This window comes from Micromonospora sp. NPDC005252 (genome assembly GCF_042872475.1).
Lineage (GTDB): Bacteria > Actinomycetota > Actinomycetes > Mycobacteriales > Micromonosporaceae > Micromonospora.
In genome coordinates, this window is sequence record NZ_JBIAKN010000001.1 from 559,500 (window position 1) to 581,130 (window position 21,631).

Annotated in this window: 19 protein-coding genes; 9 read left to right on the top strand and 10 right to left on the bottom strand. The window is 72.8% G+C overall.

Going from position 1 to position 21,631, the window contains the following annotated elements; all coding sequences use genetic code 11:
- Positions 1-318: 318 nt before the first annotated feature.
- From ACFYPH_RS02745 to deoC, 5 genes are all read right to left on the bottom strand, one after another.
- Positions 319-1,224: a M56 family metallopeptidase gene (locus ACFYPH_RS02745; RefSeq protein WP_354861579.1), complete on the bottom strand. Its 906-nt coding sequence runs from the start codon at positions 1,222-1,224 to the stop codon at positions 319-321.
- Between the two features lie 10 nt (positions 1,225-1,234).
- On the bottom strand, positions 1,235-1,708 hold the full coding sequence (locus ACFYPH_RS02750; RefSeq protein WP_354861578.1) for a BlaI/MecI/CopY family transcriptional regulator: 474 nt from the start codon (positions 1,706-1,708) through the stop codon (positions 1,235-1,237).
- Positions 1,709-2,255: 547 nt separating this feature from the next.
- Positions 2,256-3,074 carry an aldehyde dehydrogenase family protein gene (locus ACFYPH_RS02755; protein WP_354853953.1) on the bottom strand — a complete coding sequence of 273 codons (819 nt, stop codon included), beginning with the start codon at positions 3,072-3,074 and terminating at the stop codon, positions 2,256-2,258.
- Positions 3,067-4,497: an aldehyde dehydrogenase family protein gene (locus ACFYPH_RS02760; protein ID WP_387178393.1), complete on the bottom strand. Its 1,431-nt coding sequence runs from the start codon at positions 4,495-4,497 to the stop codon at positions 3,067-3,069. The genes ACFYPH_RS02755 and ACFYPH_RS02760 overlap by 8 nt, the downstream gene beginning before the upstream one ends.
- 6 nt (positions 4,498-4,503) lie before the next feature.
- The gene (gene deoC / locus ACFYPH_RS02765) at positions 4,504-5,463 is read right to left on the bottom strand and encodes a deoxyribose-phosphate aldolase (protein ID WP_387178395.1); all 960 of its coding nucleotides are present in this window, start codon (positions 5,461-5,463) and stop codon (positions 4,504-4,506) included.
- Positions 5,464-5,586: 123 nt separating this feature from the next.
- Between deoC and upp the strand changes: the two genes are divergently transcribed.
- Together upp and ACFYPH_RS02775 are read left to right on the top strand one after the other, a co-directional pair.
- Positions 5,587-6,219, top strand: a complete 633-nt coding sequence (gene upp, locus ACFYPH_RS02770) for a uracil phosphoribosyltransferase (protein ID WP_354853962.1) — start codon at positions 5,587-5,589, stop codon at positions 6,217-6,219.
- 74 nt (positions 6,220-6,293) lie between these two features.
- Positions 6,294-6,971: a GPP34 family phosphoprotein gene (locus ACFYPH_RS02775; protein WP_354853964.1), complete on the top strand. Its 678-nt coding sequence runs from the start codon at positions 6,294-6,296 to the stop codon at positions 6,969-6,971.
- A 184-nt stretch (positions 6,972-7,155) separates the two neighbouring features.
- Here the strand turns inward: ACFYPH_RS02775 and ACFYPH_RS02780 are convergent, their stop codons facing one another.
- Both ACFYPH_RS02780 and ACFYPH_RS02785 read right to left on the bottom strand, forming a co-directional pair.
- Positions 7,156-8,829, bottom strand: coding sequence for a phospho-sugar mutase (locus ACFYPH_RS02780; protein ID WP_354853966.1), 1,674 nt, complete (start codon positions 8,827-8,829; stop codon positions 7,156-7,158).
- 47 nt (positions 8,830-8,876) lie between these two features.
- The gene (locus ACFYPH_RS02785; RefSeq protein ID WP_354853969.1) at positions 8,877-10,943 is read right to left on the bottom strand and encodes a serine/threonine-protein kinase; all 2,067 of its coding nucleotides are present in this window, start codon (positions 10,941-10,943) and stop codon (positions 8,877-8,879) included.
- A gap of 206 nt (positions 10,944-11,149) precedes the next feature.
- On the opposite strand from ACFYPH_RS02785, the gene ACFYPH_RS02790 reads away from it, so the two are divergent.
- Positions 11,150-12,733 carry a methylmalonyl-CoA mutase family protein gene (locus ACFYPH_RS02790; protein WP_354853972.1) on the top strand — a complete coding sequence of 528 codons (1,584 nt, stop codon included), beginning with the start codon at positions 11,150-11,152 and terminating at the stop codon, positions 12,731-12,733.
- Between the two features lie 458 nt (positions 12,734-13,191).
- Positions 13,192-14,451, top strand: coding sequence for an amidohydrolase (locus tag ACFYPH_RS02795; protein ID WP_354853975.1), 1,260 nt, complete (start codon positions 13,192-13,194; stop codon positions 14,449-14,451).
- Here the strand turns inward: ACFYPH_RS02795 and ACFYPH_RS02800 are convergent.
- On the bottom strand, positions 14,408-15,376 hold the full coding sequence (locus ACFYPH_RS02800; RefSeq protein ID WP_387179328.1) for a DUF4349 domain-containing protein: 969 nt from the start codon (positions 15,374-15,376) through the stop codon (positions 14,408-14,410). The genes ACFYPH_RS02795 and ACFYPH_RS02800 overlap by 44 nt on opposite strands.
- A gap of 93 nt (positions 15,377-15,469) precedes the next feature.
- On the opposite strand from ACFYPH_RS02800, the gene ACFYPH_RS02805 reads away from it, so the two are divergent.
- From ACFYPH_RS02805 to ACFYPH_RS02820, 4 genes are all read left to right on the top strand, one after another.
- On the top strand, positions 15,470-16,102 hold the full coding sequence (locus ACFYPH_RS02805) for an MBL fold metallo-hydrolase (RefSeq protein ID WP_355062890.1): 633 nt from the start codon (positions 15,470-15,472) through the stop codon (positions 16,100-16,102).
- 3 nt (positions 16,103-16,105) lie between these two features.
- A complete protein-coding gene (locus tag ACFYPH_RS02810; protein WP_387178401.1) occupies positions 16,106-17,083 on the top strand; it encodes a hypothetical protein in 978 nt (325 codons plus the stop codon).
- Between the two features lie 98 nt (positions 17,084-17,181).
- Positions 17,182-17,919, top strand: coding sequence for a hypothetical protein (locus tag ACFYPH_RS02815; protein WP_354853984.1), 738 nt, complete (start codon positions 17,182-17,184; stop codon positions 17,917-17,919).
- 58 nt (positions 17,920-17,977) lie between these two features.
- On the top strand, positions 17,978-18,937 hold the full coding sequence (locus ACFYPH_RS02820; RefSeq protein ID WP_387178405.1) for a GNAT family N-acetyltransferase: 960 nt from the start codon (positions 17,978-17,980) through the stop codon (positions 18,935-18,937).
- A 72-nt stretch (positions 18,938-19,009) separates the two neighbouring features.
- Here the strand turns inward: ACFYPH_RS02820 and ACFYPH_RS02825 are convergent, their stop codons facing one another.
- Positions 19,010-19,465: a gamma-glutamylcyclotransferase gene (locus ACFYPH_RS02825; protein WP_354853990.1), complete on the bottom strand. Its 456-nt coding sequence runs from the start codon at positions 19,463-19,465 to the stop codon at positions 19,010-19,012.
- Between the two features lie 106 nt (positions 19,466-19,571).
- On the opposite strand from ACFYPH_RS02825, the gene ACFYPH_RS02830 reads away from it, so the two are divergent.
- Positions 19,572-20,975 (top strand): NAD(P)H-quinone dehydrogenase, encoded by a 1,404-nt coding sequence (locus ACFYPH_RS02830; RefSeq protein WP_354853992.1) that lies wholly within the window; start codon positions 19,572-19,574, stop codon positions 20,973-20,975.
- Here the strand turns inward: ACFYPH_RS02830 and ACFYPH_RS02835 are convergent.
- The gene (locus ACFYPH_RS02835; RefSeq protein ID WP_363938533.1) at positions 20,953-21,564 is read right to left on the bottom strand and encodes a DUF998 domain-containing protein; all 612 of its coding nucleotides are present in this window, start codon (positions 21,562-21,564) and stop codon (positions 20,953-20,955) included. The genes ACFYPH_RS02830 and ACFYPH_RS02835 overlap by 23 nt on opposite strands.
- Positions 21,565-21,631 lie beyond the last annotated feature (67 nt).

The following is a 21,631-nucleotide window of genomic DNA, read 5'->3' on the forward strand; positions in this document are numbered from 1 at the left end:
CTCTCCCTAGCTGTTGGCTCCCTTGTCGTAGCAACCCTACACGTAGCATGGCTACATAAAACTACTACGCTTCGTCGTAGACAATTCTACGACGAGGCGTAGTAGGTGTGGTTGTCGGGAGGGGTGCGGCGACGCATCGCCAGACGGGGGCCACTCGCCCGCCCACCCTCGTTGCGGCGCCTTTGCTCTGCTTCAACCCACGCAACAGTTCTGCCGCAAAAGCGGTGCGTGGGTTGAAGCAGAGCAAAGGGAGACTCGACCAGCTGCCCACCCCGCCGGCGACACCACGCCGTCAGCCGAGTGGGGCGGGTTGGCGCGTCAGCTCAGGAAGAGCGTGATCGGGAGGGCGACCAGGGTGGTGGCCACCGCGAGGGCCGTGGCGCCGAGGGCCAGAGGCGGCCGGTCGGCAACCAGTAGGCGCTGTACGCGTACGTCCAGGTCGCGGTCGCCCAGGCCCAGGGCTCCGGCCGGGGTGACCCGGTGCCCGGCGGCGGCGAAACGACGAAGCGCGCCCGCCAGCGGAGCCTCGGCGTGCAGCTCGCGTGCCTTGTCGTCGGCGCGCATCTCGACCAGCAGGGCGACCCGCTCGTGCGCGTCGCGGACCCAGCCGAACCACGGCAGCGCCCGGCAGAGCGCGGTGAACGGCAGCAGCACCAGATCGTGTCGCTCATGGGCGTGCGCGCGCTCGTGGGAGAGCACGGCGGCCAGCTCGGCGCGGTCCAGCAGGCTCAGCGTGCCCGCGCTGACCACCACCTGCGGCTTCACCCCGGGCAGGCAGTACGCGGCGGCGCTCGGATGGTCCAGGACGAGCGCCCCGGGCGCGGCCGGGTCGTCCCGGGCCACCAGGGTGAGCAGGTCCCGGTGTCGGCGCTGGGCGCGGATGGTCCCGTGGATGCTGCGGACGGTCGTGGTGACGAGCACCGCTCCGATGCCGAAGCCCACCCCGACGCCGGCGAGGTGGAACGCGGTCACGCCGATCGGCAGGCTGCCGTGGGCGAGGTCGGTGGTCAGGGCGAGCAGTGCGCTGCCGGTCGGCAGGTCGTACGCGGTCAGCCCGAGGGCCATCGGCAGGCCCATCGCGGAGAGGCCCAACGCCAGCCCGACGGCCTGCCAGCAGACGATCGCCACCCGCGGGCTGCGCCAGGTCCAGGTGGAGCGGGCCAGCACCTGCGCGGTCAGATAGCAGGCGAGCATGGTGGCGGCGAAGTGCACGGCGTAGGCCATGGCGCGCGCCCTACCGCTCCGCTGCCTCGCCGGCCGGCCGCCGGCCCGCCGGCGGATCCACCCGGTCGGTCAGGGCGTCGGCCCCGCCCGTGGCGCCGTCGGCGGAACTCGGCCCGGCCAGCCCGGCCTCGCTGCCCAGGGCGGCCCGCAGCACCTCGGCCTCGGTGCCGGTCACCGAGCGGGCGAAGCGCACCAGCGCGGCGTCGCGGCTGCCGCCCAGGTCGAGGGCGTCGAGCATGAGCTGGGCGATGTGCGCCTCACGACTGGCCGCCGGCCGGTACCGCCAGGCGCGGCCCTCCCGTTCCCGCTGCACCATGCCCTTGCCGGCGAGCCGGTCGAGAACGGTCATCACCGTCGTGTACGCCAGTTCGCGGCCGTCGAGCGCGTCGGCCACCTCGCGCACGGTCACACCGTCCGACGTGCCCGGGACCACGTCCCACAGCACGTCCATCACCGCACGCTCAAGATCGCCCAACCGAGTCACCCCCCAATTCTACCCCCGGTAGTAGACCCCCCACCCACCCGACCAGCCCGATCACGAGTCACCCGGCCCGGAAGACCGATCCCTCGCGAACCCATGATCAAGACGGCCCCGGGACCGGGCAGGCTGGCGCAAGATCCGCACAAGAACAGGGATGTTGCTGCCTCCATCGCCCCGGAGGCAGCAACATCCCGGAAGTTGCGCAGATCCCGGCCGCCCCGCCGGCCCCGCCCGATCGCGCCGACCGCCCCGCCGGCCGCGCCCGATCGGCGCCGCCGGCCGTGCCCGATCGCGCCGGTCGCGACGCCTGCCCCGCCGATCGCGCCGCCGGCCCCGCTGGCCGCGCCGATCGCCCCGCTGACCGGCGACTCAACGTCGGGCAGAACCCGCAAGCTGACCCACCCGACGAACCCGGCCCGAGTCAGGTTTTCCGGGGGAGCCCGCCCACGCAGGGATCAAGCCTGACCGCCCGGAGTGGGCGGGCTCCCCCGGAAAACCCACCCCGAGCGCGCGGGCTCTCCCGGAAAACCCAAAGGCCGAGGACAGACGATCACACCCCCTTGGGGTGCCACACCGTCTTGGTCTCCAGCAGCGCAGTCATCCGGGTCACGCCCGGATCGGCGGACCAGTCCGCCTCGGCCGGTCGGAGCACCCGCTTGAGGTTCTCCGCGGCCTTGACCTCCAGCTCGGTGGCGAGCGACGCGTCGGTCACCCCGGTCAGGTCGATCGCGTTGACGTCCATGTGCGCCGCCAGCGCCGGCGCGGTCTCGGTGATCGCGCCGGTGAGGATGTTGACCACCCCGCCGGGCAGGTCGGAGGTCGCCAGCACCTCGGCCAGCGTCACCGCCGCCAGCGGCTCCGACGGCGAGGCCGCCACCACCACGGTGTTGCCGGTGACGATCGCCGGGGCGATCACGCTGACCAGGCCGAGCAGCGCCGGGCGTTCCGGGGCGACCACGGCGACCACGCCGGTCGGCTCCGGCGCGGAGATGTTGAAGTACGGGCCGGCGACCGGGTTGGCGCCGCCGTACACCTGGGCGAGCTTGTCGGCCCAGCCGGCGTACCAGACCCAGCGGTCCACCGCGGCGTCCACCTCGTCGCCGGGGATGCCCAGGGCGACGAACTGCTCGCGGCGGCCCTCCAGCATCTCGGCGGCCCGGTAGAGGATCTGACCCCGGTTGTACGCGGTCGCGCCGGCCCAGCCCTTGACGGCGGCGCGGGCGGCGACCACCGCGTCCCGGGCGTCCTTGCGGGAGGCCAGTGACACATTCGAGGACTGCACGAGATACGACCGTCCCGACTCGCTGCGCGGGAACTTCCCGCCGATGAAGAGCTTGTACGTCTTGCGTACCGCGACCCGCTCAGACATTGAGGTACCCCTCCAGCCCGTGCCGGCCGCCCTCGCGACCGTAGCCCGACTCCTTGTAACCGCCGAACGGCGAGGTGGGGTCGAACTTGTTGAACGTGTTGGCCCAGACGACGCCGGCGCGCAGCCGGTCGGCCATCCACAGGATGCGCGAGCCCTTGTCGGTCCAGATGCCCGCCGACAGCCCGTACGGCGTGTTGTTGGCCTTCTCGACGGCCTCGGCCGGCGTGCGGAAGGTGAGCACCGACAGCACCGGGCCGAAGATCTCCTCGCGGGCGATGCGGTGCGCCTGGGTGACGCCGGTGAAGATGGTGGGCGCGAACCAGAAGCCCCGGTCGGGCAGCTCACACGGCGGTGACCAGCGCTCGGCGCCCTCGGCGGAGCCGGCGTCGGACAGCTCGCGGATCCGCTCCAACTGGGCGGCGGAGTTGATCGCGCCGACGTCGGTGTTCTTGTCCAGCGGGTCGCCGACGCGGAGCTGAGCCATCCGCCGCTTCAGCGACTCCAGCACGCGGTCGGCCACGTTCTCCTGGACGAGCAGGCGGGAGCCGGCGCAGCAAACGTGCCCCTGGTTGAAGAAGATGCCGTTGACGATGCCCTCGACGGCCTGGTCGATCGGCGCGTCGTCGAAGACGATGTTGGCGGCCTTGCCGCCCAGCTCCAGGGTGAGCTTCTTGCGGGTGCCGGCGACGGATCGGGCGATGGCCCGGCCGACGTCGGTGGAGCCGGTGAAGGCGACCTTGTCCACGCCGGGGTGCTCGACCAGCGTCCGGCCGGTGTCGCCGGCGCCGGTGATGATGTTGACGACACCGGCCGGCAGGTCGGCCTGCTGGCAGATCTCGGCGAACAGCAGCGCGGTCAGCGGGGTGGTCTCGGCGGGCTTCAGCACCACCGTGTTGCCCGCGGCGAGCGCCGGGGCGATCTTCCACGCGAGCATGAGCAGCGGGAAGTTCCACGGGATGACCTGCGCGGCCACGCCGATCGGCTGCGGGTCGGGCCCGAAGCCGGCATGGCCCAGCTTGTCGGCCCAGCCGGCGTAGTAGAAGAAGTGCGCGGCGACCAGCGGCAGGTCGACATCGCGGGATTCGCGGATCGGCTTGCCGTTGTCCAGCGACTCCAGGACGGCCAGCTCGCGGGAGCGTTCCTGGATGAGCCGCGCGATCCGGTACAGGTACTTCGCCCGGTCGCGGCCCGGCATCGGACCCCAGACCTTGTCGTACGCCTGACGGGCGGCGCGGACCGCGCGCTCCACGTCCTGGGCGCCGGCCTCGGCGATCTCGGCCAGCACCTCCTCGGAGGCGGGGTTGATCGACTTGAAGCTGCCGCCGTCGGTCGGGTCGACGAACTTACCGTCGATGAACAGCCCGTACGAGGGCTTGAGGTCCACCACCGAGCGGGACTCGGGGGCGGGGGCGTATTCGAACATCGGCTATCAGTCCAGGGTGAAGTAGTCGGGACCGGAGTAGGTGCCGGTCGTCAGCTTGGTGCGCTGCATGAGCAGGTCGTTGAGCAGGCTGGACGCGCCGAAGCGGAACCAGTCCGGGTCGAGCCAGTCCGGGCCGACGGTCTCGTTGACCATCACCAGGTACTTGATGGCGTCCTTGGTGTTCTTGATGCCGCCGGCCGGCTTCACGCCGACCTGCCGCCCGGTGGCCTCGCGGAAGTCGCGGACCGCCTCCAGCATCACCAGGGTCACCGGCAGCGTCGCCGCGACCGGGACCTTGCCGGTGGAGGTCTTGATGAAGTCGCCGCCGGCCAGCATGGCCAGCCAGGAGGCCCGCCGCACGTTGTCGTAGGTGGCCAGCTCGCCGGTCTCCAGGATCACCTTGAGGTGGGCGTCCCCGGAAGCCTCCTTGGTGGCCACGATCTCGTCGTAGACCTCCTTGTAGCGCCCGGCCAGGAACGCGCCCCGGTTGATCACCATGTCGATCTCGTCGGCGCCGGCCGCGACGGCGGCCCGGGTGTCGGCCAGCTTGATCTCCAGCGGCGCCTGACCCGACGGGAACGCGGTCGCCACGCTGGCCAGGTGCACGTTCGACCCGCGCAGCACCTCGGCCACGTGGGGGACCATCGCCGGGTAGACGCAGACCGCGCCGACGTGCGGGCAGGACGGGTCGGCCGGGTCCGGGCGCAACGCCTTCGCGGCGAGCGCGCGCACCTTGCCGGGGGTGTCCGCCCCCTCCAGGGTGGTCAGGTCGACCATCCGGATCGCCAGGTCGATCGCCTGGGCCTTGGCGGTGGTCTTGATGGATCGGGTGCCGAGCTGTGCCGCCCGCTGCTCCGCGCCGACCTGGTCCACGCCGGGCAGGCCGTGCAGGAAGGTCCGCAGAGCGGTCTCGGATCGTCCCAGCTCGGAGAGGTCCGACCGGGCCGACGTCGTTGTCGCCGTCATGCCGAGAAGTCTACGCACGGAACCGCTGAGTGATCTTGGTCACGGTGGGCCCGACGTGAGCGGCGTCGCCGGTACGACCGCACCCGCACCAGCACGCCGAACGGCCCGGTAGGTTGAGCGATCGTGGACGTACACGTCATTGACCACCCGCTGGCCCAGTCCAGGTTGACCGCCATGCGGGACGCGCGCACCGATTCCTCGACGTTCCGGGCGGCGCTGCACGAACTGACCACCATGCTGGTGTACGAGGCGGCGCGCACCTTCCCCGTCGAGCGGTACCCGGTGCAGACGCCGGTCACCGCCACCGAGGGCACCCGGCTGGCGAACCCGCCGCTGCTGGTGCCGGTGCTGCGGGCCGGCCTGGGCATGGCGGACGCCGCGCTCGGCCTGCTGCCCGAGTCCTCGATGGGCTTCGTCGGCCTGGCCCGCGACGAGGAGACCTACGAGCCGCGCGCCTACATGGAGTCGCTGCCGCGCGACCTGACCGGCCTGCCGGTGCTGGTGCTCGACCCGATGCTGGCCACCGGCGGCTCGCTGGAGCACTGCTGCCGGCTGCTGGCCGATCGGGGCTGCACCGACATCACCGTGCTCTGCGTGCTCGCCGCGCCGGTCGGCATCGAGCGGCTGGAGCGCTCCGGCCTGCCGTTGCGCCTGGTCACCGCCGCGATCGACGAGGGCCTCAACGACCGCATGTTCATCGTTCCCGGGCTCGGTGACGCCGGTGACCGCCAGTTCGGCGGCATGCCCCGGTTCTGATCTTCCACCCGGTCCGTGCCGGGTAACGGCGGGTCCGCGCGCGGTGGTGCGCGGACCCGCTACCGTCTCGGGCCATGACTGGTGTTGCGCTCGCCGAGGAGCTGCTGCTCCTCGCCTACGACGACTCGACCGGTAAGGCGACCATGCCGCGGATCAGCCTGGACCTGGGCATGGCGGCCGCGGTGCTGGTCGAGCTGGCACTGGCCGGCCGGATCGCGTACGCCGACGGGAACCTGACCGTCGTCGACCCGACGCCCACCGGCGAGCCGGTCACCGACGAGGTGCTCGGGCGGATCGCCGCCGACACCCCGCACACCCCGGCCTCGTGGGTGCAGCGCCTGCGGCACGGCCTGCGCGACCGCATCCTCGGTGACCTGTGCGCCCAGGGCGTCGTGCAGGACGTCGACGAGACCGAGTTGGGCTTCATCCACGTACACCGGTATCCGGTGGTGGACACCTCCGTCGAGGCGGACACCCGCCAGCGGCTGACCGAGGCGCTGACCGGCGCGGCGGCCCCGGACGAGCGGACCGCCGCGCTGGCCACCCTGGTCGTGGTGCTGCGGATGGAGTCCGCGCTGGGCATGAGCGGCGAGGACGTCGCCGACGCCCGCCGCCGGCTTCAGGAGATCGCCACCGGCGCCGGCTTCTCCGGTGACGTCAGCATCGACGACTCGGTGGTCCGCCCGTCGGTGGGCCTGGTCGTCGCCGCGTTGGGCATCGCCGTCGACCAGGCCCTCGGCCCGCGCCGCTGACCCGCGAGCGGAGGTTCCCCGAGGTGCGACCGGGCGTCGGCCTGGCCCTCCTGCTGCGTGTCCTTTGCTCTGCTTCACCGGAGGCAACAGTCCGGGCCGGTTTTCGTAGCGTGGGTTGAAGCAGAGCAAAGGAAACAGGCAGGGGGCGGGCGGCCGGGTGGTCGGCCCCGGCGTGGCCCGTCGGTCAGAGCCCCAGAGCTGTGGCGATCTCGCCGCGCACGGCGGCCACCGCCTGCGCCGCCCGGCGGCGGGCGGTGGGGACGTCACCGTCCACGACCGGCTCCACCACCTCGAGGTACGCCTTGAGCTTCGGCTCGGTGCCGGAGGGCCGGATCACCACCCGGGCCCGTGCGGTGCGAAGGATCACCACGTCCGCCTCGGGCAGCAGGTCCCGGACGCTGTCGACCGGCTGTCCCAGCAGCGTGGTCGGGGTGGCCGCCCGGATCCGGGCCATCGCGTCGGCGATCTCCCGCAGGTCGTCCACCCGTGCGGAGAGCTGGTCGGTGTGGTGCACGCCGAACTCGGCGGCCAGCTCGTCCAGCCGGTCGGTCAGCGTACGACCCTGCGCCTTGAGGCCGGCGGCCAGCTCGGCCACGGTCAGCGCTGCGGTGATGCCGTCCTTGTCCCGGACGTGCTCCGGGGCGACGCAGTAGCCGAGCGCCTCCTCGTAGCCGAAGACCAGCGGCGCGCTCCCGCCGCCGGCCCGGACGATCCACTTGAACCCGGTGAGCGTCTCGTCGTAGGGCAGGCCCCGGGCCGCGCACATCGCCCGCAGCAGGGACGACGAGACGATGGTGGTGGCGTAGAGCCCGGTCACTCCGCGTCGCATCAGGTGGTCGGCGAGCAGCACGCCCACCTCGTCGCCGCGCAGCATCCGCCAGTCCTGCCCGTCTTCGCCTTCCCGGACGACCACCGCGCAGCGGTCCGCGTCCGGGTCGTTGGCGATGGCGAGGTCCGCGCCGGTGGCGTCGGCCAGCGCGATCAGCCGGTCCACCGCCCCCGGCTCCTCCGGGTTGGGGAACGAGACGGTGGGGAACTCCGGGTCCGGCTCGGCCTGGTCGGGCACCACGCCGGGGATCGGAAAACCGGCCCGGACGAACGCCGCCGTGAGCACCGCCGCACCCACCCCGTGCAGCGGGGTGTACGCCACCGACAGGTCCCGCGGCCCGTCCGGGTCGATCACGGCGGTGGCCCGCTCGACGTACGCGGCGACGAGGTCGTCCCCGAGCACCTCGCCGGGCCGGCCCAGCGGCACCTGGGTCAGCGGACCGACCGCCCGGATCGCGGCCTCGATGCCGGCGTCGGCCGGCGGCACGATCTGCGCCCCGGCGCCCAGCTCACCGCCCAGCTCCGCACCGAGGTAGACCTTGTAGCCGTTGTCCTGTGGCGGGTTGTGGCTGGCCGTGACCATGACACCGGCGACCGCGCCGAGCTGGCGCACCGCGTACGCCAGCACCGGGGTGGGCAGCGGGCGGGGCAGCAGCAGCGCCGGTCGGCCGGCGCCGGTGGCCACCTGGGCGGTGCGCTCGGCGAACTGGCGGGAGCCGTGCCGGGCGTCGTACCCGATCACCAGGGGGCCGGTGCCGCCCTGGGCGGCGAGCCAGCCGACCAGCCCGGCGGCGGCCTGGGTGACCACGGCGAGGTTCATGCCGTTCGGGCCGGCGCGCAGCGGGCCGCGCAGGCCGGCGGTGCCGAAGGTCAGGGGACCGGCGAACCGGTCGGCCAGCTCCGGTGCGCTCGCCGGCAGCCGGTCGAGCACCGCCGTCAGCTCGTCCCGGCTGGCGGGGTCGGGGTCGTCGGCCAGCCAACGTCGGGCTTGCTCGCGAATGTCGTTGATGTCAGTGGTGTCCGCCGCCATGCCCCTTGATAGCACGGCGGCGGATCACCGCTGTCGGTTCCCTCGGCTCAGCCGTCGCCGGTGAGCTGGAACGTGCGCACCATCTCGTCGAAGATCGGCTTGCTCTCGGCGAACTTGGCGTCGTTCGCGGTGAGGTAGAACGAGTACGCCTTGCCGTCCTGCGCCACGCCGCGCCAGATGCCGTGCCGCATGGCGTCGCCCGTGCCGCAGGTGTACTCGAATTCGGCGGCCGGCTTGTCGGCCAGCTTGGTCTCCGTCGACGCGACCTGCGCGTACGGCTTCACGCAGGAGGTGCTCCGGGTCTTCAGGCCGTTCTCGGCCGTCTCGGCCCACCGGGTGGAGCTGCTGGACCACTTCTCGGTGATGATGCGCACCTTGCGGCCGCTGTCCTCCGGGTCGATGTAGTCGGTGTACGAGCCGCCGGTGGCCTTCTTCCAGCCCTTGGGCACCATGACCTGGATGCCGCGGGCCGTGTGCTCCTGCATCTCGACGCCCGAGGCTGCGGGCGCGGACGGGGTGGGCTGCGCCTGCGGGGCGCTCGGGGCGGGGTCGTCGCCGCTGGAGAGCGCCACGATGCTGATCAGCAGCACCACGGCCAGGCCGCCGGCCGCGGCGAGCTGCACCTTGCGCGGCCAGCCCTTCACTGTGGTGACGAGCTGGCCCCCGGTGGCGCGGACCTTGTCCAGGGCGCCGCCGCCGGAAGCGGTGGACGGCGTCGTCCAGGGCTGGCCGGTGCCCGGCACCGACCACTGGTTGCCGCCGCCGTAGGTGCTGCCGCCGATGCGCTGGGTGGCCTCGGGCGCGCCGTAGCCGACCGGCTGTGTCGCGTCGGGCCGGTTGCCGTAGGTGACCCGCTGGGTGGCATCGGGGTGGGCGCCGGCATCCACCCGCTGGGTGGCGTCCGCGCTGCCGCCATAGGTGCGCCCGGCGGCGGGACGGCCGGCGGTGGGCATCGCGCCGGTCGGCGTGTGCAGCGGACCGGCGAGCGCGTCGGCGCTGGTCTCGTCCAGCGCGGCGGCAGCGGTGGCGGCTGCGCTTGCCGGTTGCGGACGTTCGCCCCGGCGCAGCGCGGCCAGTCGGTTGGTCAGCGACTCGCCCGGGGCCAGCATGGCCCGGCCGCCGATCTGGTCCTCCGGCTTCGGCTCCGGCTGGGCCGGCTGGTGGACGGGGGCCGGGCGCTGCTGCACGGGCACCACGGCGTACGGGTCGGTGACCGAGTGCACGGCGGTGGCGGTGCTGCCCAGCGGGCCGGCGAGCAGTTCGCGGAGCATGGCCCGGGAGGTGTGCACGTCCAGTCGGCGGGCCGGGTCCTTCTCCAGCAGACCCATCAGCACCCGGGTCAGGGCGCCGCTGCGCTGCGGCGGGGCCGGCGGGTCCTCGACGACGGCGTGCATGGTCTCGATCGGGTCGCCCTTGTCGAACGGCGGACGCCCCTCGACGGCCGTGTAGAGCGTCACACCCAGCGAGAAGAGGTCGCTCGGCGGGCCGAACTCCTGGCCCATGGCCCGCTCGGGCGAGATGAAGTGCGGTGAGCCGAGCACCATGCCGGGGGTGGTGAGCTGCACGTCGGTGGGCATCCGGGCGACACCGAAGTCGGTCAGCACGCAGCGCCCGTCGGAGCAGATCAGCACGTTGGCCGGCTTGACGTCGCGGTGCAGCACGCCGATGGCGTGCGCGACCTCCAGCGCGCCGAGCAGCGCGATGCCGATCTTGGCGACCGCGCGGGGCGCGACCGGACCGTCCTCGATGACCATGTCGGCGAGGCTGCGGGCGTCCAGCAGCTCCATGACGATCCAGGGCCGACCGGCCTCGGTGACCACGTCGTACACCTGCACCACGGCGGGGTGCTGGATGGCGGCGGCGGCGCGGGCCTCGCGCAGCGTCCGCTCGTACATGGCGTCGCGGTCGCTGGGCGCCAGGCCCGGGGGAAGGACGACCTCCTTCACCGCCACGTCGCGGCGCAGCAGGGTGTCTGTGGCACGCCACACCGTGCCCATGCCGCCGTTGCCCACCGCGGACCGCAGCGAGTACCGGCCACCGATGGTGGTGCCGGGCGCTGCTCGTCCGCTGGCGGGACTTACCTGTCCGCCGCTCCACGTCGGGATCTGAGTCACAGAAAAGCCACCGGGGGAAATCGAGGGGGGCTGGGACACAACCCCCCTATCTTGCTGGTTCCGACGCCCGATGCGAAAGCCGACGCGGCGGACGTTTACCGAAGTCCACAGATCGTGCCCAACCGTTCACCTCCCGTCGAGGTGTCGGGACGCACTGTGCGGTATCCCTCACCCGACCATGAGCCGGCGCGTCCTACCATCCGGGGATGAGCGAACGGCGGTCAAGCGAGTCCGGTTTCCCGATCAAGGGCGTCTACACGGCGGCCGACCTTCCGGAGGACCTGGACTCCCGGCTGGGCGGCCCGGGCGAGTTCCCGTACACCCGAGGGGTCTACCCCACGATGTACACCTCCCGCCCGTGGACCATGCGCCAGTACGCCGGCTTCGGCACCGCCACCGAGTCCAACGCTCGTTACCACCAGTTGTTGCGGGCCGGCACCATGGGTCTCTCGGTCGCCTTCGACCTGCCGACCCAGATGGGGTACGACTCCGACGACCCGATCGCGCACGGCGAGGTCGGCAAGGTCGGGGTGGCCATCGATTCCATCGAGGACATGCGGCTGCTCTTCGCCGACATCCCACTGGACAAGGTGTCCACCTCGATGACGATCAACGCTCCCGGCTCGGTGCTGCTGCTGCTCTACCAAATCGTCGCCGAGGAGAACGGGGTGCCGGGCTCGGCGCTCAACGGCACCATCCAGAACGACATCCTCAAGGAGTACATCGCCCGCGGGACGTACATCTTCCCGCCGAAGCCGTCGCTGCGCCTGGTGGCCGACACCTTCGCGTACTGCCGCAAGGAGGTGCCGAAGTGGAACACGATCTCCATCTCCGGCTACCACATGGCCGAGGCCGGCGCGACGCCCGCGCAGGAGATCGCGTTCACGCTGGCCAACGGCATGGAGTACGTCCGGGCCGCGCTGGCCGCCGGGCTCGCGGTGGACGACTTCGCGCCCCGGCTGTCGTTCTTCTTCGTGGCCCGTACGACGCTGCTGGAGGAGGTGGCGAAGTTCCGCGCCGCCCGGCGGATCTGGGCCCGGCTGATGCGTGACGACTTCGGCGCCAAGGATCCGAAGTCGATGATGCTGCGCTTCCACACCCAGACCGCCGGTGTGCAGCTCACCGCCCAGCAGCCGGAGGTGAACCTGGTCCGCGTCGCGGTGCAGGGCCTGGCCGCGGTGCTCGGCGGCACCCAGTCGCTGCACACCAACAGCTTCGACGAGGCGATCGCGCTGCCCACCGAGAAGGCCGCCCGGCTCGCGCTGCGCACCCAGCAGGTGCTGGCGTACGAGACGGACCTGACCGCCACCGTCGACCCGTTCGCCGGCTCGTACGTGGTGGAGGCGATGACCGCCGAGCTCGAGGCCGCCGCCGTGGAGCTGATGGAGCGGGTGGCCGACCACGGCTCGGCCGTCGACGCGATCGAGGCCGGGTTCCAGAAGCGGGAGATCGAGCAGTCCGCGTACCGGATCGCCCAGGAGATCGACTCCAGCGAGCGGGTGGTGGTGGGGCTCAACCGGTTCACGATCGACGAGGAGGAGCCGTACGAGCCGCTGCGGGTCGACCCGACGATCGAGGCCGCGCAGGCCGAGAAGTTGGCCCGGCTGCGCGCCGAGCGGGACGCCGACGCGGTGACGCGTGCCCTCGCCGAGCTGCGGGCCGCCGCCGAGGGCTCGGACAACGTGCTGTACCCGATGAAGGAGGCGCTGCGGGCCCGGGCCACGGTGGGCGAGGTCTGCGGGACGCTGCGCGAGGTGTGGGGGCTGTACCGCCCCACCGACCGGTTCTGACCGACCGGTTCTGACCGAGACGCCCCCGGGTGTGTCCGCCCGGCTTCGGGGGTACGCCGACGGGATGCGTGCCGCAACGCACACGGTGTGCGGTCGGGATGGGCGGACGTATGTGAGCGTCCTTGTCCGGCCCGTTGCGGAGCGTGGTCGTCTTATTGTCGGAGTGTCAGTTCATCACCCCGACTAATGCGACAATTCGCAGAGCGGGTCCAGGGGCCGTAGCGCGATTCGTGGCCGCCCGGTCTGGTTACGCGTTGTAGGAGGTGAGGGGGCAGATGACGGCGTTCGAACGCGATCTACCTGCGGTCCCGCACCTTGACGTGCGCCCTCAGCAGGGCATACGTGACGCTACGCGGTCCGATCATCACCGTAACGAGGTTGCGCAGCGTCACCGCCGGAGGTCTAGGCTGTCTGCTGTCCCCGATGATCCATCCATCTCTAGTGATCGAGAATTCGACGTGACGAGTGCGTTGACGCTGCCCACGGGCGGCCAGCTGGCGTCGTCCTGGCCGGAGACTCCGCCCGGGTCCCAGCCCCTGCCCCGCGACCTGGACCATCTCCTCGCCCTTCGGGTACCGGGGCTCATCGCCACGCGCCGTCACCTCCACTCGCACCCCGAGTTGTCCGGCACGGAGTTCGAGACGGCGGCCCTCATCGCCCGGGAGCTCTCCCTGGCCGGCCTGCACCCTCGGCTGCTGCCCAAGGGCAACGGCGTGATCTGCGACGTCAACGGCCGCCCCGACGGCCCGATCATCGCGCTGCGCGCCGACATCGACGCCCTGCCACTCGACGACCCGAAGGACGTGCCGTACCGCTCCACCGTCGAGGGCGTCTGCCACGCCTGCGGCCACGACGTGCACACCTCGATCCTGCTCGGCGTCGGCATGCTGCTGGCCCAGCTAGCCGACCTCGGCGAGCTGGACGGCCGGGTCCGGCTCATCTTCCAGCCGGCCGAGGAGATCCTGCCCTGCGGTTCGCTGGAGGTCATCGAGGCCGGCGGCCTGGACGACGTCGTGCAGATCTTCGCGCTGCACTGCGACCCGAACCTGCCGGTGGGCCAGGTCGGCCTGCGGGTCGGCCCGATCACGGCGGCTGCCGACAACGTCACCGTCCGGCTCTCCGGGCCGGGTGGGCACACCGCGCGCCCGCACCTGACCGTCGACCTGGTCGACGCCCTCGGCCGGCTGATCACCGAGGTGCCGGCCCTGGTCAGCCGCCGGGTGCCGGCCAACAGCGGGCTGCTGCTGGTGTTCGGCCACGCCTCGGCCGGCACCCGTTACAACGTCATCCCCTCCGAGGCGTCCGCCTCGGGCACGCTGCGCGTCATGGACCGCGACACCTGGGAGCAGGCTCCCAAGATCGTGGCTCAGGTGGTGCGGGACGTGATCGCCCCGACCGGCGCCACCGTCGACCTGGAGTACCTGCGCGGCCGGCCGCCGGTGAGCAACGACTCCCGGGCGATCCAGGTGCTGACCGCCGCCACCGGCGCCGCGCTCGGGCCGGAGGGGATCGCCGAGACGCCCCAGAGCATGGGCGGCGAGGACTTCTCCTGGTATCTGGAGTACGTCCCCGGCGCTCTCGCCCGCCTCGGTGTGGGTCGTACCGGGCCCAACGTCGACCTGCACCGCGCGTCCTTCGACGTGGACGAGCGGGCCATCCCGGCCGGCGTACGCGTCATGGTGCAGACCGCGCTGCGGGCACTGGCGGCGGCGCGCTGACTCCAGCGACGAGCGCTGGCGTCTTCCGTCGCCGGCTCAGCACCAGCAGCAGGACCGCCAGCGGTACGCCGAACGCCACCAGCCACGGCAGCAGCGCGCCCAGGACGGTGAGCAGGATCGTCATCGAGGAGACGAACGCCTCCCAGCCCCCCTTGAGCCCGACCAGGAAGCCGGTCTCGGCCTTCTCCTCGCTGGTCTTCGCCGCCGGCCCGGCCAGTGACACCGTGATCGTGGACAACGCGGTCAGGTCGGCCAGCCGCCGCTTCTTGGCCTCCAGCGAGGCCAGGTCCGCCTCCCGGCGACCCAACTCGTTCTCCAACGACACCAGGTCGGTGATCGAGTTGGCGCGGGCGAGCAGCCGCCGTGCGCTGTCCACGCGCGCCCGCTGAGTGATGATCCGGGCCTCCAGGTCGATGGTCTCCTCGGTGACGTCCTGGGTGTTGATCTCCCGGTTCTGCTGCCGGCCGAGCTTCGCGACCTCCTCCACGACCCCGGCGAACTTCGCCGCCGGGACTCGCAGCTGCAACTCCGCCACGGCGTCGGCCTCGGCGCTGCGCCGCTGGTCGCCGCCGATGAAACCACCGGCCCGGGTGACCACGGCGCTGACCTCACGGGCGGCGTCGTCCACATTGGCGACCTGCACCCGCATCGATCCGGTGTAGATGATCGCCCGCTGGTCGACCCGCAGGTCCGGAGCACCGGCGCCGGCGCCGGCCGCCCCCGCCGCGTCCGCGCCGCTGTCCTTGTCGGCCGCCCCGCCCGCCGCGGCGGGCGCCTCGGCCGCCGAACCCGCCGAGTCCGCCGAGCCGCTGTCGCCGGCGCCGCATCCCGCCAGGGCCAGCGCCGCCGCAAGTGTGACCGCCGCCAGTAGTGCGCCGCGGCGTCGTCCTTCTCGTCCGTCCATCCCCGCTCCCATCGTCGTCAGCTTCAGTGGCGATAGCTCGGACGCGACGCGCCCGCCGGCTGGTTCCGGCAGACTGCGCTGAGGACATCACGATTCGACAGCCGAGGAGTCACGATGCGGCTCACCAAGTACGCCCACTCCTGCCTCCGGGTGGAACACGACGGGGGAGTGCTCGTCGTCGACCCCGGGGTGTTCAGCGACCCCGCGACGGCGTTGGACGGTGTGGACGCGGTGCTGATCACCCACCAACACCCCGACCACCTCGACCTCGCCGCGCTGCGCCTGCAACTGGACCGGCAGCCGTTCGCGATCCACGGCCCCGCCTCGCTCGCCGAAGCCCTGGGCGACGCGGCCGAGGCGTTGCGCCCGGTCAGCCCCGGTGAGTCGTTCACCGCCGCCGGGGTCGCCATCCGCGCGTACGGCGGGCGGCACGCCGTGATCCACCCCGACATCCCGGTGGTGGACAACCTCGGCTACCTGATCAATGACGTGGTCTACCACCCCGGAGACTCCCTGGTGGTGCCCGACGAGACGCCCGTCGACACGCTGTTCGCGCCGATCCACGCCCCCTGGTCGAAGTTCTCCGAGGTGGTCGACTTCATCCGCGCGGTCGCGCCGCGGCGCGCGTACGCGCTGCACGACGCGTTGCTCAACGACAACGGGCTGGCCGTGCTCGACCGGCAGTACGCCGCGCTGTCCGGCACCGACTACCAGCGCCTGGAGCCCGGTAGCCGGGTGGACGTCTGACCGATGCCGGGCCCCTCCGCGGAGCTGGTGCAGCAGCTCTACCGCACTCCACCGGACCGGTTCGTGGCCGCCCGGGACGCCGCGGTGGCCGAGGCTCGCCGGGCCGGCGACCCGACCACCGCCCGGGAGCTGGCCCGGCTGCGTCGCCCCACGGTCGCCGCCTGGCTGGTGAACCTGCTCGCCATCCGACGCCCCGAGCTGGTCGCCGACCTGGTCCACCTCGCCGACGCCCTGCGAGCCGCCCAGCGGGAGCTGCGCGGGCCCCGACTGCGGGAGCTGTCCGCCCAACGCCGGGCGGTGGTCGGGGCCCTGGTCGCCGAGGTCCGCAAGCTCGCCGCGGCGGAGCCGGAGGCCCCTCCGGCCGGCCGACTGCCACTGGCCGAGGTGGAGGCGACCCTGAACGCGGCGCTCTCCGACGCCGAGGTCGCCGAGCAGGTCCGGACCGGGCGCCTGCTCCGCTCGGCCAGCTACGCCGGCTTCGGTGAGGTGCCCCGACCGCAGCTGCGGCTGGTCACCGGCGACGAGGAGGAGCCGGAGGCCCAGCGCCCTGCCCGCCGGCCGGGCGCCCAGCGCGAGGGTCGCGAGGCGGCCCCTGACCGGGCCGGGGAGCGGGCCGCGCAGGCCGAGCGTGCGGCGCAGCGGGCGGCTCGGGCCGAGCGAGCCCGACGCCGCCGGGCACTGGACCGCGAGTTGGACCGCGCCCGGGCCGACCAGCAGCGGGCCGATGACGAGTTGACCGAGGCGACCGGGCAGGAGCGCGACGGCGCCGCCGTACTCGACGGGATCGAGACCGAGCTGGCCGAGCTGGAGCGACGGCGGGCGGTCGCCGAGCAGGACCTCAGCCGGGCCAAGCTGGTCCGGCGGGCGGCCGAGCGGGCGGTGACGGTGGCCCGGCGGCGCTCGGGCGAGGTCGAGGCCGCCGTCGAGGCACTGGCGGCCGAAGAGGGGGATGCGGACGCGGGCGGTGGCGCGGCAGACTGACCATCGATGGACGACGACGAGCGGGCGGGCCGTCCGGGGCCGGCCGTCCCCGACCGGAGCGCCGCCGCCGTGCCGCGACCCCCGCAGGCGGCGCCTCGATGACGCCGGAGCAGATCGCCGCCGCCAGCAAACCCGTCATCCTCGATCTCGGCGACGGGTTCAGCAGGTGCCCGAGCACGCTGCGCCGGGCCCGGCAGCTCGGCATCTCCGGCTGGGCCTTCTACATCACCGGTCGGGCCGGCGCACTCGGTGACGTACGGGCGGAGACGGCCGCCGCGGCCATCGGCTTCGTCGCACCGGACGCCGTCGCCGACGGCTGGGACGCCGCCGCGCGGGTCCTGAGGCCGGCCGAGGTGGCCGCCGCGAGTCTCGTCGAGTGCTGCCGGTGGGGGACGCAGCAGCTGGCGGTGCTGCCGGAGGCCGAGCGCCTGGCCGGCCTCGTCGAGCGGGCGGTGGCCGCCGCGGACGCCAGCGGCATGCCGCTCTTCGCCGCGTGGCGAGCCATGCCGCTGCCAGATCTCTCCCCGGGCGCCCGCAGCGCCGCCGGGCTGCGACTGCTGCGGGAACACTTCACCGGCGCCTACCTGCTGGCGGTGCGCGCCGCCGGCATGACCCCGCTGGAGGCGGTGCTGGCCGGGCCGGAGGGGGAGGCCGGCGCGGTGGCGTGCGGTTGGCCGCCGCCGTACCCGCCGGTCGGGCCGTTGGTGCGTCGGCGGCTCTGGGCGGAGGCGGTGACCAACCGGCTGGCCGCACCGGCGTTCGCGGCGCTCGGCCCCGCCGACGGCGCCGAGCTGGTGGAGCTGCTGCACCGCACCCGCGCCGGCCTCGCCGGCTGAGCATCCCGGAGCAGAAATGGGCGGCGTCGTCGGCCGGCAGCTGCCAGGATGTTCTGCCGTGACTCTTCCCGCTGGCTGGACCACACGCCGCCCCACCCTCGACGACGTGCCGGCGATCCTCGCGGTGGTGCACGCGGCCGACACCTTCGCCATCGGCCACCCCGACTTCGACGCCGAGGACGTCGAGCAGTCGCTGACGGCCCCCAGCTTCGACCCGACCCGGGACTCCTGGCTGGCGCTCGACCCGGACGGCACCGTGGTCGCCTGGGCGACGGTGGACAACCCGACCGGGGTCGGCCGGGAGTTCGTGGAGGTCTACGTCGACCCGGAGCGGGCCGCCACCCTCCGCGCGCCACTGCTGGCCCGTCAGCTCGACCGGGTCGCCGAGCGCGCCGCCGAGCGGCGACTGCCGGCGCTCACCGTCCGGTGCGCGGTGTTCGCCCCGGAACGCGACTGGGCCCGGGACCTGCGCGCCGCCGGGTTCACCGTGGCCAAGCGGTACGTCCGGATGCGCCGCCCGCTGGCCGACCTGCCGACCGAGCCGTCGCCGCCGCCCGGGGTCACGGTGCGGCCGGTCCGCCCGGACGACGAGGCCGAGCTGCGGGAGTTCCACCGGATCCACGACGTCGCGTTCGGCGACACCCCGGATCACGAGCCGCTGTCGTACGAGCGGTGGCGGGCCCGGATCGGTGACGTGACCGCCTGGGACGAGTGGTTCGTCGCCGAGGTCGACGGGGCGCTCGCCGGCGCGTTGCAGTCCTCCGACCAGGCGCTCGACCAGCAGCAGGGCTGGGTGAAGAGTTTGTCGGTGCTGCCCGCGTACCGTCGGCGGGGTGTGGGTGCGGCGCTGTTGCGCCGCGCGTTCGCCCGCTACGCCCAGAAGGGGCGGGAGTCGGCCGGTCTGGGGGTGGACCTCACCAACCCGACCACCCCGCTGTCGCTGTACGAGTCGGTGGGCCTGCGGGAAACCCTGTGGACCGACATGTACGAACGGGTCGTCCCCGCCGCCGGTGTGTGATTGACGACGCCGGCCGGGCCCGACGGGCACTCGGGTCGGCGACGGTTGCAGACTGGGGGCGTGGGATACGCGCTACGGGGACGCGGTGGCGGTGGGACGGGACCGCAGCTCGGTGACGTAGTCGTCCGGCGCACCCGCCTTCTCGGCGGCGTTCGCGATCTCGGACAGGTACCAGGAGGTCGGCAATCCGCCCTCGTACCCGTCGAACACGTAGACCCACGCGGTCACGTCGCCGTCGAGGGTCGAGATCCGCACGTGCAGCTTGCGGTACGTGCCGGCGGTCACCCCCTCGATCTCGTCGAGCTGGGCGGCGTCGTACGGGTGGATGTCGTAGATCGCCACGAACACCCGGTCGCCGGGGGACTCGACGACGGTGCTCACCGCGCCCTCCCAGCCGATCACGTCCGCTCCGGCGAAGGTCAGCCGCCACCCCTCCAGCCAGCCGGTGCCCACCATGGGCGAGTGCGGGCAGTAGGCCCGCATCCGGGCCGGGTCGAGGTTTGAGCCGTAGGCGGCGTGATGACGCACGGCGATGACGATAGCCCGGCGGGCCGGTGGGGGAGAATACGACCGTGCGTGTCGGACGCGTTCGGGAAAAGAAAGTCACTGTGAGCATCAACGAAGGGCGAACGCTGTGAGCCGGATCGTGATCATCGGCGGTGGGCCGGCCGGGTACGAGGCGGCGTTGGTCGCCGCCCAACTGGACGCCGATGTCACCGTGGTCGAGGCCGACGGCGCGGGCGGGGCCTGCGTGCTCTCCGACTGCGTACCGTCGAAGACGTTCATCGCCAGCTCTCAGGTGGTCACCGGTTACCGGGACACCGAGGAGTTCGGGGTGCACTCGGACGGCCTGGAGGCGGTCACCGTCGACGCGCAGGCCGTGCACGACCGGGTCAAGCGTCTGGCGCTGGCGCAGTCCGCCGACATCCACGCCAAGCTGCTCAAGGCCGGGGTCACCTTCGTGGCCGGCACCGCCCGACTGGGCGAGGATGCCCTCGGGCACACCCACCGGGTCGTCGTCACCCCCGCCGACGGGGGCGAGGAGTACTCGATCGCCGCGTCCACCGTGCTGGTGGCCACCGGCTCGACACCCCGCCAGTTGCCCACCGCCGTGCCCGACGGCGAGCGCATCCTGACCTGGCGTCAGGTGTACGACCTGCCGGAGCTGCCCGAGCACCTGATCGTGGTCGGCTCCGGCGTGACCGGCGCCGAGTTCGCCAGCGCGTATTTGGCGATGGGGGTCGAGGTCACCCTGGTCTCCAGCCGGGACCGGGTGATGCCGCACGAGGACGCCGACGCGGCGTCGGCCATCGAGCGGGTGTTCCGCAACCGGGGCATGAACATCCTCAACAACTCCCGCGCCGATGCGGTCCGGCGTACCGCCGACGGGGTGGAGGTGGAGCTGTCCGACGGTCGCAAGGTCACCGGCTCGCACGCGCTGATCGCGGTCGGCTCGATCCCCAACACCGCGAACCTGGGCCTGGCCGAGTACGGCGTGGAGCTGGGCCGGGGCGGCTACGTCACGGTCGACCGGGTCTCCCGGACGAACGTGCCCGGCATCTACGCGGCGGGTGACTGCACCGGCGTGCTGCTGCTGGCGAGCGTGGCCGCCATGCAGGGCCGGATCGCGATGTGGCACGCCCTCGGCGAGGCCGTCCGTCCGCTGCGGTTGCGGACCGTCGCGGCGAACGTCTTCACCGACCCGGAGCTGGCCACCGTGGGCGTCTCGCAGGACGAGGTGGACGCGGGCAAGGTGCCGGCCCGGCAGGTGATGCTGCCGCTGTCCGGCAACGCGCGGGCCAAGATGGACGACCTCTCCGACGGCTTCGTGAAGCTGTTCTGCCGGCCGGCGAGCGGCCAGGTGGTGGGCGGCGTGGTGGTCGCCCCGAAGGCCAGCGAGCTGATCCTGCCGATCACCATGGCCGTGGAGAACAACCTGACGGTCAACGAGTTGGCGCAGACGATCACCATCTACCCGAGCCTGTCCGGCTCGATCACCGAGGCAGCCCGCCAGCTCATGCTCCACGAGCTGGAGTGATTCGCCGGGTCTGGATCACGGCGACGGTGCCGAGGACGGCGACCTCGGTGACGATGAGCAGGCGTTCGGCCAGGCCGATCAGCACGCGGTCACCGGGGTAGGCGGACCAGACCATCGCCGCCGCCAGGGTCAGGCTGAGCAGGGTCAGGGCGCGCAGCGTCCGGGCGGCGGCGTCCAGGTCGGGCCGGCGGGCCAGTAGCCAGCCGCCGACCGGCAGCGCCAGGAAGGCGACCACCGACGCGTACCGGTGGAGGTAGGCGGCGGTGGTCATGGCGGTGCCCGGCTCGTTCGTCGGCACCACGGCGGCCAGCAGCAGCCCCGCCACCCAGGCGCCGAGTAGCAGCTCGACCGCTCGACCGGGCGGCGGGCCGGTGCGGCGCAGCCCGTACATCACTGCCACGGTGGCGAGCGCCAGCACGACCATGGCGACGTCGATGACGCCGCCCCGGTCGGAGACCGCGAAGTCGCTGATGGTCAACGCCCACGGGTTGAGGTCGTCGTTGACTTCCAGATGACCGATGACGGTGAGCAGCGCCGCCACGGCGATCCCGCTGAGGGCCGCCACACCGGTGTTCCGGGTTCCAGGCATGCCTCAGCCTGTCGCCGCGAACACCCCAGCCAAATCCGGGACCGTCACTGACTTGGCCCCCAAACCC

Coding starts and splice junctions, on each gene's coding strand:
- ACFYPH_RS02745 (WP_354861579.1), bottom strand. CDS start 1,224: ATGGCCTACGCCGTGCACTTCGCCGCCACCATGCTCGCCTGCTATCTG.
- ACFYPH_RS02755 (WP_354853953.1), bottom strand. CDS start 3,074: ATGTCTGAGCGGGTCGCGGTACGCAAGACGTACAAGCTCTTCATCGGC.
- ACFYPH_RS02760 (WP_387178393.1), bottom strand. CDS start 4,497: ATGTTCGAATACGCCCCCGCCCCCGAGTCCCGCTCGGTGGTGGACCTC.
- deoC (WP_387178395.1), bottom strand. CDS start 5,463: ATGACGGCGACAACGACGTCGGCCCGGTCGGACCTCTCCGAGCTGGGA.
- ACFYPH_RS02775 (WP_354853964.1), top strand. CDS start 6,294: ATGACTGGTGTTGCGCTCGCCGAGGAGCTGCTGCTCCTCGCCTACGAC.
- ACFYPH_RS02780 (WP_354853966.1), bottom strand. CDS start 8,829: ATGGCGGCGGACACCACTGACATCAACGACATTCGCGAGCAAGCCCGA.
- ACFYPH_RS02790 (WP_354853972.1), top strand. CDS start 11,150: ATGAGCGAACGGCGGTCAAGCGAGTCCGGTTTCCCGATCAAGGGCGTC.
- ACFYPH_RS02805 (WP_355062890.1), top strand. CDS start 15,470: ATGCGGCTCACCAAGTACGCCCACTCCTGCCTCCGGGTGGAACACGAC.
- ACFYPH_RS02810 (WP_387178401.1), top strand. CDS start 16,106: ATGCCGGGCCCCTCCGCGGAGCTGGTGCAGCAGCTCTACCGCACTCCA.
- ACFYPH_RS02815 (WP_354853984.1), top strand. CDS start 17,182: ATGACGCCGGAGCAGATCGCCGCCGCCAGCAAACCCGTCATCCTCGAT.
- ACFYPH_RS02835 (WP_363938533.1), bottom strand. CDS start 21,564: ATGCCTGGAACCCGGAACACCGGTGTGGCGGCCCTCAGCGGGATCGCC.